Source organism: Alcaligenes sp. GCM10023179, from assembly GCF_042653705.1.
GTDB lineage: Bacteria > Pseudomonadota > Gammaproteobacteria > Burkholderiales > Burkholderiaceae_B > Alcaligenes > Alcaligenes phenolicus.
Genome location: NZ_JBHSIQ010000003.1, coordinates 60377 through 75883, shown reverse-complemented (window position 1 = coordinate 75883; position 15507 = coordinate 60377). Strand labels below are relative to the sequence as shown.

The window sequence follows — 15507 nt, the reverse complement described above, 5'->3', positions numbered from 1 at the left end:
TTCAAGACTAAAGAGCCGTACTCAACTACGCAGGCCTAAAAGGGTGTCAAACATCTGGGAGCTGACGTCAATCAGACGGGCAGCGGCCTGATACTGCTCCTGATAACGCTGGAGCATGATGTATTCCTCGTCCTTGTTCACGCCGGACAAGGTTTGCTGAGCGGCATAGTTTTGCTCGATCAGCTTTAACTGGGCCTTGGCCGCCGTGCCGTTTTGCTGCGTTTGCACCGCAATACGGTTCACGATCTGACCAAAAGAATCGTTCAGGCTCAAGGAGCCGTCGGCCAGCACCTTGCTATTGCGCAAGTCCGCCAGTTTCTGGGCGATGGCACCGTTAGCCGAACCGGTGTCTTTGTCGGCTGCAGCAATATCCTGTGGACGCTTGATCTCCACCTGCAAGCTGCTGCCTGCATTGACGGTGGGCTGCAGCAACCAGGAGTCGCCATCCTGAGATTGGGTCTTCAAGCCAGAGACATCAATTTCCAGACCATCCACCCGGGTAATGCCACCGTTCTTGTCCGGACCGTTCAAGGGGGTAACGTCGTTGCTGCTCAAGTTACGCAGCTGGAAACGACCATCCACGCGCTCGATGCGGTAGTTGTCGCCCGTCAGCTTGTCGACTGGCTGGGTGTAGCCCTTGCTGGGATCAGCCGGATCAACAGGGTCTTTGTAGAAAGACACACCAGGCACACCGCTGCTGACCGGGTTATTGCCATTGGCAATCACTTTCGGGCCGCTGACGCTGAACATGTCTTTGCCCGCCTCACCCTTCAGGTCCACACCTTGACGGTGAATATCGTTCACCGTGTGAGCCAGACCCACAGCCAAGCGCCCCAGCGCATTGATAGCCGGCTCCAGGCTTTCCTGACGGAACTGCAACAAGCCCCCCAAGGTGCCGCCTTTAATGGTGCCCTCGCGGAACTCGGACACCACCATCTTGCCGTCCACATTCAGTGCGGAGGTAAAGCCGACCACCATACGCTCAGGGTTTTCAGCCGAACGCACGGCGTGCAAGGGGTAAATACTTTCGCCACCCAGCAGCATCTGGCCGCCAGCGGTGGTGATGCTCATCCGTCCATCCTGCTCGACGGTACGCACATCAATCAGTTGCCCCAGCTCGGACACCAGTTGTTCGCGCTGGTCCAGCAAATCATTGGGTTCGTGACCGGGCGTGGTGCCTTTGGCAGCCACGATCTGTTTGTTGACGTTATCAATCCGTTCCAGATAGCTGTTGATCTGGGTAACGGTGGTACCCACCTGGGTATTGATGTTCTCGTTGACGCGGTTCATGTAGGATGTCGCGTCACGAATCTGGGTAGCCAGGCTTTCTGCACGGCCCAGCAGTTCCTGGCGAGCCGAAGGATCCGCAGGTTGCGATGCCACGGCTTCCAGACCATTGAAAAAGTTTTGCAAGGCGGGACTGACGCCGACCGTGCGGTCCGAGAACAGATTGTCCAGCTGGGCAATTTCCGTACCGTAGCTAACCAGAGCCGCACCGGTAGTTTGCGAGCGCACCAACTGCTGATACAGAAAGTTGTCGTAGGAGCGCTGAACGGTAACCACCTGCACGCCACGGCCGTAATAGCCATTGCCGCTTCCTACCGAGCCAGCCGTCTCAACCAGGACCGATTGGCGGTTATAGCCAGCGGTATCGATATTATTAATATTGTGGCCCGTCACCTGCATGCGCTTTTGAGCGGCAAACAAGCCGGTAATACCAAGGTTGGCGAGATTCATATCAAATCCTTTCTGTCCTGCCCGGCCCGTAGTGTCCAAGGCGAAAAATGAACATGCTGCTTTTTAACGACCACCTTGGTGCAATATTTAGACCTGTATCAATAATTAAGACTTGCCGCCATCAAAGTAGGCCATGATGGAGATCAGCTTTTTGGCGTAGGAGGGGTCGGTGGCGTAGCCCGCTTCCTGAATGCGTTGCGCCGCTTCTTGAGGCGAAGCCGCTTGTTTTACGCCTTCATAGCGTTTGTTATTACCGATCAGGCGCGCGTAGTCCGCAAACGACTCGGCATAGGAGTCATAAGCACGGAAGGTCTGCGTCATTTTGCGCGCCACGCCGTTCTGATACTCCGTCGTCATGACGTCCACCGTTTTGCCCTTCCAGGACGGCGTAGCCTTGATACCAAACAGGTTATGGCTGGTGGAGCCATCTGCGTGCATGATTTCACGCTTGCCCCAGCCCGACTCCAGCGCCGCCTGGCTCAAGATCAGTTGGGCCGGAACGCCACTGTCCTCGGCAGCCAATTTGGCGGCCGTGTTCATGCGGTCCACAAACTGGCGAATATGATTGGGCGCGCCCTGAATCGACGAGTACACACGCTGCACCGTACTGTTATTGCTGAGCTTGTCGATCAGCTCGGCAATCGATGCTGCATCAATGGAACGGTCATTAGGCATGCGCGAACGCAAATCCGCCCGACGCGAAGGGGCCGCTTCCGGATCATAGGACGCGACACCAAATGGCTCGCTGTTCTGCCCGCTCATCTGGGCCTGCAAGGCTTTGGCCAAACCAATGCCGGGGTCAGCCAACTGCATGGCCAATTGCTCATCACCCAGACTTTGCGCCATGCGCACCGACTGCGTATCAAACAGGCCGCCTTCGGGATTGGCAGCCCGTGCCTGCTTCAAAATATTTTGAATGAACAGGGACTCGAACTGACGCGCCACTTGCAGCTGGGTGGCCTGATTCTGACCGTCCTGCCCGGCTTGCCGACGCAGTTGGGCCAGTTGCTGGGGGTCAAACATCGAAACCTGCGTTCCCGTGCCCGGACGTGGGAAGTACTGCACCGTCATTAGATGATCTCCAAATCGGCCCGCAAAGCGCCCGCGCTTTTCAGGTTCTGCAAGATGGACAACAAGTCTTGAGGGGTGGCACCCAAAGCGTTCAAAGCGCGCACCACATCGGCCAGATTGGCACTGGTCTTTACGCGTTGCAGGGAGCCGCTATCACTGCGCATTTCAATCTGGGTGCTGTCAGCCACTACGGTCTGACCACCACCAAAAGGAGTATCCGGCTGGCTGACCTGCGGTTGACGGCTGATGACCACGGACAGATTGCCGTAGGCAATGGCGGCTTCATCAATCGTGACCGTGCGGTTCATGACCACCGAACCCGTACGAGCATTGATCACCACGCGGGCACGTGCCGGTGGCAGATTCACTTGCAGGTTTTCAACATGCGAAATAAAGGCGGTTTGAGCCTGGGGATCCAAGGGACCGCGCACCTGAATCAAGCGACCATCCAGCGCTGTTGCAGTTGAAGGGCCGAACTGCTTGTTCAAGGCCGCCACCACGTTCTGGGCTGTACCGAAATCCGAGGAATTCATTTCCAGATTGATCACGCCATCCCGAGCGTAAGTCGTGGGTACGCTTTGCTCGACCGTTGCGCCGCCTGGAATGGTGCCGCCATTGAGCTGGTTGACCTGTACGCTGGAACCACCTGCTTCGGCCCCTGCCCCACCAACCAGCAAGTTGCCTTGGGCAATGGCATAGACCTGACCGTTCGCACCTTTCAAGGGCGTCATCAACAAGGTCCCGCCACGCAAACTCTTGGCATTACCCATGGAGGACACGACCACATCCACGGCCTGACCAGGACGGGCAAAGGCTGGCAGACGAGCCGTCACCATGACAGCCGCCACGTTCTTGAGCTGCATATTGCTGCCCTGGGGAATGGTCACCCCCAACTGGGACAGCATATTGGTCAAGCTTTGCTGAGTGAAGGGAGCCTGACGCACCTGGTCACCGCTGCCATCCAGACCCACGACCAGACCGTAGCCGATCAGCGGGTTGTCTCGCACGCCCTGAATGGATGCCAGATCCTTGATACGCTCGGCCTGGCTGACCGGAGCCAGCAACAGGCCCGCCGCCAACATGGCGGCTTGCAGCACATGGCGACAAGAAGAAAAACGAGTACGACTCATGGAAAACGCCATAGCAAGCAAAAGGCTCAGAACGGAGAAATATTCAGGAAAAAACGCTGTAGCCAACCCATGGTCTGGACTTCGTCCATAACCCCTTTGCTACGAAACTCGATACGGGCATCAGCCACCTGGGTGGAAGACACCGTATTGCTGCCAGTAATGGAGCGTGGGTCCACCACACCAGAAAAGCGGATGTGCTCGCTGCCACGGTTAATGGCGATCTGCTTCTCACCGGCCACCTGCAAATTGCCGTTAGGCAAAACGCCGACCACGGTGGTCGTCAAGGTGCCGCTAAAAGTATTGTCGGCACGGCTGGAACCCTTGCCCTGAGCCTTGTTCGAGCCACTGACTTCAAAGTTCTGCTTGCTACCCACTTCGTTAGGCAGGAAAGCTGGAACGCCGGTAAAGTCCAGACCACCGCTTCCGGTCCGATCCGTATTGGTCGAGACATTCTTGGCCGCGTTGGTCCGCTCCTGGATCATGATCGTGACAATGTCGCCCACATTACGTGGTCGTCTGTCTTCAAACAGCGGATAGTTACCGTAAGCCGAGGGCTGGTAGATAGAGCCATTGGCCACCACGGCGGCAGGCACCGCCGGTGGCGGGGCGGCCGTCAGGGGGCCGGTTACCACATCTTCAGGGGGCACCAGCGCACAACCGGACAGGGCTACAAGCGCACACAAGGCAAGACGGCTCATCAGAGCTTGGAACATTGTCACGATCTCTTTAGATTTACAGCTGTGTCAGGCGAGCCAGCATCTGGTCAGCCGTGGAAACGGCCTTGCTGTTGATTTCGTAGGCGCGCTGGGTGCTGATCATATTGACCAGTTCCTCGGCCACATTGACGTTGGAGGTTTCGTTGTACTTGTGCATGACCAGACCAGCACCGTCCATGCCAGGTTGCAGGAAGTTGGCGGCACCCGAGGCATCGGTTTCGATGTACAAGTTCTCGCCCATACTTTGCAGACCGGCCGGATTCACGAAGGTGCTCAATTGCAATTGGCCCACTTCCACACTCGTACCGGCGGCACCAGGCTGAGTGACCGACACGGTGCCATCACGGCCAATCGTCAGTTCCAGCGCGTTATCAGGAATATTGATGGGGGGCTGAATGGGATAACCGCCAGCAGTCACCAACTGACCATTCTGGTCGCGCTGCAAGCTACCGTCACGTGTGTAGGCAAACGTGCCGTCGGGCATTTCCACCTGCAGGAAACCGCTACCCTGAATCGCGATATCCATATTGTGGCCCGTGTGCTTCATGTCACCTTGGGTATGAATACGCTCGGTGGCTACGGTGCGCACACCGGTGCCAACCTGCAAGCCGGTAGGCAACTGGTTGGCAGCACCGACTTGAGCGCCAGGCTGACGAATGGTTTGGTACATCAAGTCCTCAAACACCGCACGGGTACGTTTGAAGCCAGTGGTATTCACGTTGGCCAAGTTATTGGAGATAACGTCCATATTGGTCTGCTGGGCTTCCAGACCGGTCTTGGCAATCCACAGAGAGCGAATCATGTGTGTGTAATCCTTGCAGCTAGCGCCTGCGCAATCAGCGCGGCTTAGCCATTAAAAGAAAGTAGGGAGTTGGCCCGATCTTCGCGTGCGCTGGCGTCCTGGATGACCTTCATCTGGGTTTCAAAGCGGCGCGCATTGGCAATCATGGCCACCATCGCTTCAGCCGGGTTCACATTGCTTTTCTCGATAAAGCCCGAAACCATGCGTACCGACGGATCAACCGGGGCCGGCGCGCCATTGCTCATGCGAAACAAACCATCCTGCCCCCGCAACAAATCAGCAGAAGGGGGATTGACCATCTTCAATTGCCCCATCACCTGGATATCGCGTGGGTTGTCACCCGCACCCAGCGCGGTCAACTGACCGTCGCTGGAGAACGTGATCGATCCGCGATCCGGGATTTCAATGACCTGCCCATCGGCGCTGAGCACGGGCAAGCCACCTTGTGTCACCAGCTGGTTCTGGGCATTGACCACCAGATCGCCTGCCCGCGTATAGGCTTCCTGACCATCCAGCGCACGGACGGCAAACCAGCCCTCGCCCGCAATGGCCACATCCAGCGCATTGCCGGTCTCGGCCATGGCGCCAGGTTGAAAACGGCTGCCAGGCGTCACTGTGGCCGTGCCTACGCGGGTTTGCGAACCCACATCGCTTGTGACGGGCACGGAACGGTAATACGCCAACTGCTGGCGAAAACCGGACGTGTTCACGTTGGCCAGGTTGTTGGTAATGACGTCTTGTTGCTCCAGCGTGCGCTGGGCGCCATTCATGGCGGTGTAAATCAGGCGATCCATGACAGCTCTTAACGCAGGTTGACCAGGGTTTGCAGAACCTGATCCTGCGTCTTGATGGTCTGGGCATTCGCCTGGTAGGTACGCTGGGCAATAATCATATTGACCAGTTCCTGACCCATATCCACGTTGGAATCTTCCACCGCCTGACCCTTGATCGTGGCCAAGCCGTTCTCGCCGGGGCGACCCAGGATAGGCTGGCCCGATGCGCCGGTTTCAGCCCAGGCATTACCACCTACAGGGCTCAGACCTTGCAGGTTGCTGAAATCAGCCAGAACAAGGGAACCCAGACGCTGCGTTACACCGTTGGTGTAGGAAGCCACCATGGTGCCGTCCTTGTCGATGCTCATGCCAGCGTACTCACCCGTGGCGTAACCATCCTGGTAAGGCTTGCCCTTGGCAAACTCGCCACCGAACTGGGTGGTGCCGGTGTAACGCACATCAAACACCAGATCATCCGCTGGCGACGCATTGCCACCGGGATTGGCCAGTGTCAGATTGACGGTAGCCGGATTGGGGCTGGTCATCACGCCTGAACCGTTAAAGGTCAGGGTCGCGCTGGCAGGCGACAAGGGCGTGCTGCCTTCCATGTAATACACGTCCCACACACTCTCACCGGCCGCATTGGCGGGGCGCTTGACGAAGTATTGGGAAACCTCGTGGCTGTTACCCAGTGAATCGTAGACGGAGTAGCTGAATGCGTTGCTGTAAGTGGTGGGGTCTTTGGGATCAAACACATTAACCGCAACGGTTTCCATGTCTGGTTCCATCACGGGCTCCATGACGGGGTTACCGCTGCCATCCAGAACGGGATCACCATTACCGTCCAGCTTGGGAGTCATTTCAGGATTACCGTTGGCATCCAGTTTGGGCTTGAATACCAGATCACCGTTGGCATCCACTTTTTGCTGTGTTTTGGTCGTTGGAATTGCTTCGGCACCGCCGGGCAGGTTGGGCTTGAAATCCAGGGCTGTCGTGGCTTTGGGAGGCACGTTGGCCGAAGGCACTTGCAAGCGCTCCAGCTGGCTACCACCTGGGCCGTAACCGGTCAGGTAATGACCTTGGGCGTTAACCAGATAGCCCGCCTTGTCCGGATAGAACTGGCCATTGCGCGAGAACAGGACAGCGCCGTTACTTTGCTCCAGGCGGAACAAACCGTTTGCACCGTCAATCGCCATGTCGAACTGGTTACCCGAGTTGCTGACGTTACCTACCGAGAAACGCTGGCTGACCCGCGATACCTGCACACCCAGACCGATGCGCGAGTTGGCATACACGTCCGCAAACTGCACGGTCGAGGCCTTGTAGCCCACCGTGCCCGAGTTGGCGATGTTATTACCAATAGAATCCAGGTTTTGGGAGGCGGCGTTCAAGCCACTCAATCCTTGTCCGAAGCTCATGAACTTTCCTTTTAATGTCGTGTTGGCCCAGCCCGCTGTTGGGGCAAGCGGCGCTTACATGATTTTGCGTATATCCAGCAGGGAGAACGAACCCGCCAGGCCAAGGTCCAGCATCAAACCGCTGGAGGTGTAAGCCACGCTATCGACCTTGCCATGCGTCAATGGGCTGGCTGTGACGGCCGTGCCGTCATTACTGGCCAAGACACTGACGGTGTACGAACCGTCGGCCAGCGGTGAACCATCGTTATCCAGGCCGTCCCACTCCAGCGAGTACACGCCCGCGTCTTTGGCGCCCAGATCGTATTCACGAACCACTTTGCCGCTGCTGTCCTTGATCTGAACCACGGTCGAAGTCGCTCCGCTGACCAGATCAATGCCGTAGGGCATGGCCACTTTTTCGCCATCCTGGCTGGTCCCCAGAGACACTTTCGAGCCCGGCACCAGCACTTGCTTGCCGATCAGATTGGCGGCCTGCATGGACTGGCTGACGTCCATTTGCCCGGCCACAGCCAGCAAGGTGTTATTCAATTGCTGAATCCCCGCCACCGTGGACATTTGCGCCATCTGGGTCGTGACCTGGGCGTTATCCATGGGGTTGAGCGGGTCCTGATTACGCAGCTGCGTAATCAGCATGGTCAGAAAGCGGTCTTCCGTTTCCGCCATGGCGCTTTTGTTGCGGGCATCCACACCAGCCATGGTCCCTGCAGTGGGGTCCAGGGCGGTGCGATCGTTATTGACTGTGCTCATGTTCTATCTTCCGTAAACCGGCTTACTGGCCAATGGTCAAGGTGCGCAACATCAGGTTCTTGGAGGTGTTCACCACTTCCACATTGGCCTGATAAGAGCGCGACGCGGCCAGCATATTGACGGTCTCGGCCACCACATCCACATTGGGCAGAGTCACATAGCCTTGTTCGTCAGCGTAGGGATTGCCGGGGTCATATTGCAAACGGCCGGGCGCATCACTTTCCTGCACGCCCACCACTTGCACGCCACCCACGGGGCTGTTGCCCAGAGGAGTCATTTGAAACACCACTTGGCGGGCCTTGTAGGGCTGGCCATCGGGTCCAACCACGCTATCGGCGTTAGCCAGGTTGCTGGCCGACACGTTCAAGCGCTGCGATTGTGCCGTCAGAGCAGAACCGGCAATCTGGAAAATACTGAAACTGGACATGAAGACTCGCTATTACTGTTGCAAGGCCGCCATCAAGCCTTTCAAGCGCTGGGAAGCCAGGTTGATCGTGCTTTGATAGTGCAAGGTGTTATCGGCAAATTGCATGCGCTCCACATCCATCTCGACCGTGTTGCCGTCCAGAGAAGGTTGTACAGGAACGCGATAGAGCAACTCGTCCGTGCTGGGCGGACGGGTTGCCTGGGCGGGAATATGACGGGCCGAGGTCAAGGACAAACTGGTATTGGGCAATGCCATCTGGCCCTGCCCCCCTAAAGCGGCCTTCAAGGTGGCCGTAAAGTCCATATCCCTGGCCTTGTAGTTAGGCGTGTCGGCATTGGCAATATTGGAGGCCAGCACCTCCTGGCGCTCCTGGCGCACAGCCAGGGCCGTCTGGTAAAACTTCAGGTGCTCACCGATGCGATCAATCATGGAGTCAAGCCAATATTCTGTGTTCAAGTTTGAGATCCAGGTGAACGCGCGCACGCCTTTTCACCGCCATAACAGAATGGTAGCCAGAGGCACTGCTTCACAAATCAGGGAACAAAACGCAATTTATCGGCCAGTTCAGCTCTTGACCTGGCGACTGAGTCCGTAAAATTCAGTCATGACCTTATATAGACTCCTGATCTGCGTATGCCTGTTCGCCCTGGGTGCAACAGCGAACGTGCGCGCTCAAGAGAGCGTTCAGGCGCTGAGCGTGCAAGCCATGCAGGACCAGGCGCAGGACTATCTGCTCAAGCTGGCGCAGATGTATCCCGGTATCGCCACGATCACCCTGGACAGCGCGCGCCTGAACGCCATGCCTGCCTGCACCCAGAACCAGATATTTCTGCCCAGCGGTCAACGCCTGCGATCGCGCATGAGTGTTGGCGTGCGCTGCCTGAGCCCACAAAGCTGGAGCACCTCCATCAGCGCCACCTTGTCTATTCAGGGACACTATTACGTCACCAACCGCCGCATCAATCCGGGCGAGACCATCAATCAGGACGATCTGCTTGAGCGCGAGGGGGATTTGCTGGCTCTGGCCAATGGCGTGGTCATTGATCCCAACCAGATCATCGGGTATGTCGCCAGCCAGCGTATTCCTTTGGGCAATGCGATACGGGCTTCGGCTCTACGCGACCCGCAGTCGGTAACACGCGGCCAGATGGTGCGCACCATTGCGCGCGGTATGGGTTTTGTAGCGACCGGCGAGGGCCAGGCGCTGCAAAGCGGCTCACCAGGCACCCAGATTCAGATCAAGGCCAGTTCGGGGCAAGTGATTTCAGCCACGGTACTGGATGCATCCACGGTTCAGGTCGTTCTCTAAACTAAATCGGATGAGCATGCTAAAGTTTGCGTCCAGAGCGCCGTTACAAGATCAACGCAAAGAACAGGCCGCACGGAGAAACACGTGAAGATCAGCCCCTCCTCCCTCAAGACACCCCTTGCTGAAACGTCTGCCGCAGAGCGCAGCACGGCATCCCCTCGTGCGCGCCACGCGTACAACAACAGCAGCAGCACCAACGAAGTGGACTTCAGCGCTGCAGCCCGCCAGCTCAATTCCCTGCAAGACAGCAGTGCCGATGTCGACATGAAAAAAGTCGAGGCCTTGCGCGAGGCCATTGCAGCCGGCGAGCTCAAAATTGACACCAGTCGGATCGCCGACTCCCTGATTGCCTCTGTGCGCGATCTTCTCAAGTAACTCACCTGAAACGGCCATGTCTTTGCAAACCTGTCTTGCCGATCAACGCCAAACCCTGCTGGACTTCGAGCAGCTACTGGCAGAAGAAAACACCCTGCTGCTGCGCAGCTTCGAGCCACAAGAACTGGCCCAGATCACCCTGCGCAAATATCAGCTGGTTGAACGTATCGAGCAACAGGACCAGGCTCGCGCCCAGCTCCTGCAAGCACGTGAACTGGAAAACAACATCCAGGGCCTGCGCTACGCGGCTGAAGAAGACGAACTGGAAGAAGAACTAGAACAGTTGATCGAGCTGAGCGAGAAGGTGCGCAACGCCAGCGACAACAACCGCATTTTGGTGGATACCTTTTTGGTCGACACCCAGCAAAACCTGGACGCCCTGGAAGCCTTCACGGGTCGCAATACCTTTTACGACGCGTCCGGCAAAACACGGAATACGCAGTCTTCCTTGAGCTTGAAGGCTTAGAGCCAAGCCAAAGCTGCGCTCTGACAGACATAAAAAAGCCTGCCACACGGCAGGCTTTTTCAATCTTGCTGGATTTAGCTCATCGCTTCCTTCAACACCAGCATCTTCACCAGCGCATCAACCGCGTGGCTGGACTTCAGCCCCGGTTTGCCCAGCAAGCGTGCGCTGAGTTGTCGCACACCCAGATTGTCCGGTGCCTGCAGCAAATCCCAGGCGGCCAGCGTCAATTGGGCGGCGGCCAGCAAGTTGAGTTCTTCTTCAAACTCGGAATTGCTGGTAGGCAAAATGCCACGCACAGTGCTTAGCAAGCGCGCCATTTCCTGCACTTCGCTACGCAGCATCATGTAGCAGGCCAGACTGACCGGGGCGATGGCCTCGGAGCCTGCGCGTTGGTGCATCAAGGCAAAACGGGTTTTCAACACTTTGCCGTCGTGACGACGCACGGTGCGCAGGATGATCAGGTCCAGATGCACAGGCTCGGCATTGCGTTGTCGCAACTGCACCGGCTCGACGGCGTACCACAGGGCGATTTCACCCTGCTTGGCGCGGCCCAACGTTTCCAGATGCAAGCGTGCTGCCAGATCGGGAATCGCGTGGAATGCCAGCTGTTTGCCAAGGGCATTAGGCGTGGTCTTGCCGTCCTTGTGCCACAAGGAAGTCGCACCCGGAATCAGGGCCAGCCAGTCGGCTTCCATATCGGCCCATTGACGCCACATGGTGGGCGAACCACCTTCAAAAATATGCAGCAAGTTTACCGGTTGGGCCTGGGCATTCAAGACCTGCATGGCCTGGTTCAGTGCCTGTGTCGGGCCCGGCCGTTCCATGCTGCGCACGCCCCGTACATCCGACCATTGGGAGGGCGTTTGGCGTTGATAATACGGCACGCTCAAGGCCTGACCTTTAGGACTGAACAGGAAACTGAACGAGCATTGCTCCTGGCTACCGGCAAGCTGATGATCGGCATGGATCACCAGCAAGCGGGACACATTGCCCTCACTGACTTCCTGACACGCGGCACGCATCAGGCCTTCGGCACGCTGTGCCGCCGCCCCATCCTGAACAGGGGCATTGTGAGCATGCAGATCGCGCCAGAAATCGTAGGCTTCCGCGCAGGCCAGACGTTCATCCAGATCGGCGGCTGCACGACGGGCCTGCTCCAGGGCGATAGGGCCACCCGCAGAGGCAGCCGACAACAGACGCGGCAAGACACGCGCACGGCGTTCTTCTTCAGCCTGTTGCTCCTGGGCGGACTGTCCACCGCTTTCCAGCAAGGCAGCCAGATCGCCGGAACTGGGCGCATACAAGGGGCGCTGGTTCTCGCGCACCTGCAAAGCAGAGTCGACCAGTTCGGCGGCACTCATGAAACGCAAATCTTCGGGCACTTTCTGGCCGTTGGACACGTAATGAATAGGCAGCTTGAAGCGAATGGCCGTATCCAGCGGCCCACCCAGCTTGATCGCCTCGTCCACTTTGGAGATGATGCAACCGCTTAGCGGTGTGCCACCATCTTGCGTGTAGCTGCGGGCGACCTCATCCAAGGTATCGCCCTGGCTGGCGGCGTTCAGGACCAGCAAGCGTTGCACCCGGCGTCCGGCACTGGCCAGCAATGCAGCTTGTTCTCGCACATAACGGTCGCGCTGACTGATGCCCATATTATCGATCAGGATCACCTGATCGGGCCGCACACCCAGCATCACGCTACGCAGTTGCGCCACGTCCTGAACAATATGCACGGCTACCCGCATCAGGTCGCCATAAATTTTCAGTTGCTCGTGCGCACCGATCCGATAGGTGTCAGTCGTCAGCAAAACGACCTTATCGGGACCAAAACGGCGCACAGCACGCGCAGCCAGTTTGGCCAGCGTGGTGGTCTTGCCCACACCCGTGGGGCCCACCAGAGCCAAGGCCAAGCCGGGCTGCCACAAGGAGTCCTCGGAACGCAGTACCGGCAAATGGGTTTCCAGCTCGGTCCGCACCCATTGCAAGGCCGCCCGCGCGCCCAGCTCTTCAGGCAGGCGCTTGAGCATGGCACGCAACAAGGCAGTACTGAAGCCTTGCGATAAAAGACTCTGAAACAGATTTACCGCTACAGGCGAGCGCCGCATCTGGTGACTCCAGACCAGATCGTCCATGCGGCCTTCCAGGGCACCACGCAATGCCCCAATCGCACCCATCACATTGTCGGCAGCGGGCGGTGGCGCCATTTCCTGCTGACGTATCCCCGCGGCTTGATGCGGTGCACTGCTGGGCATGGGCGCACGTTCGGTAGCGCCACCCGGTACCGAGCTGGAGTCGGTAGCCAGAATCTCAACGCCGCCATTGACACGGCGGTTGGACACAATCAAGGCATCGGGGCCCAAAGCGATGCGCACCTGACGCATGGCCTCCCGGCTGGTACTACCAAAAAAGCGACTTATATTCATTCAGACTGACCAATAATGGTGGTGACCCGAAGGATGCGTTCTTCAGGAATTTCAGCGTTGGACAAGACACCCAGTTGTGGGATGTGGTGACGCAAGAAACGCGACAAGGTGGCCCGCAAAACAGGCGGCACAACCAGCACGGGCAGATCCCCATGTTCCTCCTGGAACTGGGCCGCACGCATGGCATCAGTCAGTACCGACTCGGCCAGACCTGGTTCCAGTGCACCACTGCTGGTCAGCGCCTGCGTCATGACCCGCTCCAGACGGGCATCCAGACCAATCACACGCAACTCGCCCTCGCCAGGGAACCACTGCTGCACAATAGCGCGCCCCAAGGCCACGCGCAGAACCGCAAGCAATTCGCCTGCCTCCTGGCCGGGCTGAACCGCACCGGGAGCCAGAATGCGCGGCGCATGTTCAGCCAGCGTTTCCACAATGCTGCGCATATCGCGAATCGGCACATCTTCAGCCAACAGACCACGCAAGACCTTGAGCAAGAGGCTGAGGGACAAGGTTTGCGGTACAAAATCTTCGACCAGCTTGGGCGCTTCGCGGCCCACGTGATCCAGCAATTGCTGCACCTCCTGACGGCCCAGCAAATCGGCCCCGTGGCGATGCAGCAAGTGGTTGATATGCGTGGCAATTACCGTGCTGGCATCCACCACGGTGTAGCCCGCAATCTGGGCCTGCTCGCGCATGCTGACATCCACCCAGACGGCGGGCAGGCCAAAGGCTGGGTCCGTAGTAGGTGTGCCGGGCAGCTTCATGGTGACGCCACCGGGATCAATGGCCAGCCACTGCCCTGGCGTGGCGGTACCCCGGCCAATTTCCACCCCGGCCAACAGGATGCGATAGTCGTTGGGCTTGAGCTCCAGATTGTCCCGAATATGAACCACAGGCGGCAAAAAGCCCACTTCCTGTGCGAACTTTTTACGCAAGCTGCGGATACGATGCAGCAGCTCGCCGTTTTGCGCATGGTCCACCAAAGAGATCAGGCGATAACCCACTTCCAGACCCAGCGGGTCCACCATGGACACATCATTCCAGCTGGCTTCACTGGCGGCAGAATCGGCTGCGGCCAGCACTTCATCATTAGGTTCGCTGGCTTGCTGCTGCTGTTCGAGCTGATGCTTTTGCATCATCCAGGCTCCAGCACCCAATATCGCGGCCAGCAGCAGGAACACCAGATTGGGCATGCCGGGAATCAAACCCATCAAACCCAGAATACCGGCGGTGATGTACAGCACCATGGGATTACGGAAAAGCTGGCTGACCATTTGCTGGCCCACGTCTTCATCCGTCGCCACACGCGACACCACCACACCGGCGGCAGTAGAAATGATCAGGGCTGGAATCTGGGCGACCAGGCCGTCACCAATGGTCAACAAGGTGTAAACGCGACCGGCTTCCGAGAAAGACAAGTCATGCTGCAGGACACCAATAATCAGACCACCAATCACGTTGATGACCATGATCAACAAGCCCGCCACCGCGTCCCCGCGCACGAACTTGCTGGCACCGTCCATGGAGCCGTAGAACTCGGCTTCCTGCGAAACCTCGGTACGGCGACGACGGGCATCGTCTTCGCCAATCAGGCCGGCGTTCAAGTCGGCGTCAATCGCCATCTGCTTGCCCGGCAAGGCGTCCAGGGTAAAGCGTGCCCCCACTTCCGCAATACGACCCGCACCCTTGGTAATCACCACAAAGTTGATGATGACCAGAATCACGAACACGATCAGACCAACGGCAAAGTTACCGCCCACCAGAAAGTGACCAAAAGCCTCAATCACCTGACCGGCAGCGTCCGGGCCTTTGTGGCCGTTCATCAGTACCACTCGCGTCGAGGCCACGTTCAAAGCCAGGCGCAACAAGGTCGCAAACAGCAGCACTGCCGGGAAAGCGGCAAAGTCCAGCGGCTTTTTGGTGAACATGGCCACCAGCAGAATCATGACGGCCAGGGCGATGTTAAAGGTAAACAGCAGGTCCAGCAGAAACGGTGGCAAGGGCAGAATCATCATGGCCATCACCATGAGGATCAGCACCGGACCAGCTAAAAGCCGGGCGTGTTGACCACCGTTTTGTTTCAGTAAGGCAAAAAAATTGTTCATTGCTT

The 15507-nt window shown here is 57.9% G+C and carries 15 protein-coding genes; 3 read left to right on the top strand and 12 right to left on the bottom strand.

Going from position 1 to position 15507, the window contains the following annotated elements; genetic code table 11:
- Window positions 1–21: 21 nt before the first annotated feature.
- The 10 genes from flgK to flgB form a co-directional block, all read right to left on the bottom strand.
- Window positions 22–1737: a flagellar hook-associated protein FlgK gene (gene flgK / locus ACFPDR_RS14295; RefSeq protein WP_009458104.1), complete on the bottom strand. Its 1716-nt coding sequence runs from the start codon at window positions 1735–1737 to the stop codon at window positions 22–24.
- Between the two features lie 105 nt (window positions 1738–1842).
- Window positions 1843–2808 (bottom strand): flagellar assembly peptidoglycan hydrolase FlgJ, encoded by a 966-nt coding sequence (gene flgJ, locus ACFPDR_RS14290; RefSeq protein WP_376911287.1) that lies wholly within the window; start codon window positions 2806–2808, stop codon window positions 1843–1845.
- A complete protein-coding gene (locus tag ACFPDR_RS14285) occupies window positions 2808–3938 on the bottom strand; it encodes a flagellar basal body P-ring protein FlgI (protein ID WP_009458108.1) in 1131 nt (376 codons plus the stop codon). The genes flgJ and ACFPDR_RS14285 overlap by 1 nt, the downstream gene beginning before the upstream one ends.
- A gap of 26 nt (window positions 3939–3964) precedes the next feature.
- Window positions 3965–4651 carry a flagellar basal body L-ring protein FlgH gene (locus ACFPDR_RS14280; RefSeq protein WP_009458110.1) on the bottom strand — a complete coding sequence of 229 codons (687 nt, stop codon included), beginning with the start codon at window positions 4649–4651 and terminating at the stop codon, window positions 3965–3967.
- Window positions 4652–4670: 19 nt separating this feature from the next.
- Complete coding sequence (flgG, locus tag ACFPDR_RS14275; RefSeq protein ID WP_021446824.1) at window positions 4671–5456, bottom strand: flagellar basal-body rod protein FlgG; 786 nt, start codon at window positions 5454–5456, stop codon at window positions 4671–4673.
- A gap of 44 nt (window positions 5457–5500) precedes the next feature.
- Complete coding sequence (gene flgF / locus ACFPDR_RS14270) at window positions 5501–6250, bottom strand: flagellar basal-body rod protein FlgF (RefSeq protein ID WP_035269047.1); 750 nt, start codon at window positions 6248–6250, stop codon at window positions 5501–5503.
- Window positions 6251–6258: 8 nt separating this feature from the next.
- Window positions 6259–7647: a flagellar hook protein FlgE gene (locus ACFPDR_RS14265; RefSeq protein WP_060186850.1), complete on the bottom strand. Its 1389-nt coding sequence runs from the start codon at window positions 7645–7647 to the stop codon at window positions 6259–6261.
- 54 nt (window positions 7648–7701) lie between these two features.
- Window positions 7702–8394 carry a flagellar hook capping FlgD N-terminal domain-containing protein gene (locus tag ACFPDR_RS14260; RefSeq protein ID WP_035269042.1) on the bottom strand — a complete coding sequence of 231 codons (693 nt, stop codon included), beginning with the start codon at window positions 8392–8394 and terminating at the stop codon, window positions 7702–7704.
- Between the two features lie 22 nt (window positions 8395–8416).
- The gene (gene flgC, locus ACFPDR_RS14255) at window positions 8417–8821 is read right to left on the bottom strand and encodes a flagellar basal body rod protein FlgC (RefSeq protein WP_268380253.1); all 405 of its coding nucleotides are present in this window, start codon (window positions 8819–8821) and stop codon (window positions 8417–8419) included.
- A 12-nt stretch (window positions 8822–8833) separates the two neighbouring features.
- Window positions 8834–9250, bottom strand: coding sequence for a flagellar basal body rod protein FlgB (gene flgB / locus ACFPDR_RS14250; protein WP_009458122.1), 417 nt, complete (start codon window positions 9248–9250; stop codon window positions 8834–8836).
- Window positions 9251–9425: 175 nt separating this feature from the next.
- On the opposite strand from flgB, the gene flgA reads away from it, so the two are divergent.
- The 3 genes from flgA to flgN all read left to right on the top strand — a co-directional run bounded on the left by flgA (window position 9426) and on the right by flgN (window position 10971).
- Window positions 9426–10130 carry a flagellar basal body P-ring formation chaperone FlgA gene (gene flgA, locus ACFPDR_RS14245; protein ID WP_239055287.1) on the top strand — a complete coding sequence of 235 codons (705 nt, stop codon included), beginning with the start codon at window positions 9426–9428 and terminating at the stop codon, window positions 10128–10130.
- 84 nt (window positions 10131–10214) lie between these two features.
- A complete protein-coding gene (flgM, locus tag ACFPDR_RS14240) occupies window positions 10215–10505 on the top strand; it encodes a flagellar biosynthesis anti-sigma factor FlgM (protein WP_060186848.1) in 291 nt (96 codons plus the stop codon).
- Between the two features lie 16 nt (window positions 10506–10521).
- Entirely contained in the window at window positions 10522–10971 is a 450-nt protein-coding gene (flgN, locus tag ACFPDR_RS14235; RefSeq protein ID WP_376911281.1) for a flagellar export chaperone FlgN, read from the top strand.
- A gap of 74 nt (window positions 10972–11045) precedes the next feature.
- Here flgN and flhF read toward each other — a convergent pair whose 3' ends face one another.
- The gene (gene flhF, locus ACFPDR_RS14230; RefSeq protein WP_376911280.1) at window positions 11046–13394 is read right to left on the bottom strand and encodes a flagellar biosynthesis protein FlhF; all 2349 of its coding nucleotides are present in this window, start codon (window positions 13392–13394) and stop codon (window positions 11046–11048) included.
- The gene (gene flhA / locus ACFPDR_RS14225) at window positions 13391–15502 is read right to left on the bottom strand and encodes a flagellar biosynthesis protein FlhA (RefSeq protein WP_376911278.1); all 2112 of its coding nucleotides are present in this window, start codon (window positions 15500–15502) and stop codon (window positions 13391–13393) included. Before flhA ends, flhF begins: the two co-directional genes overlap by 4 nt.
- Between the last annotated feature and the right edge of the window lie 5 nt (window positions 15503–15507).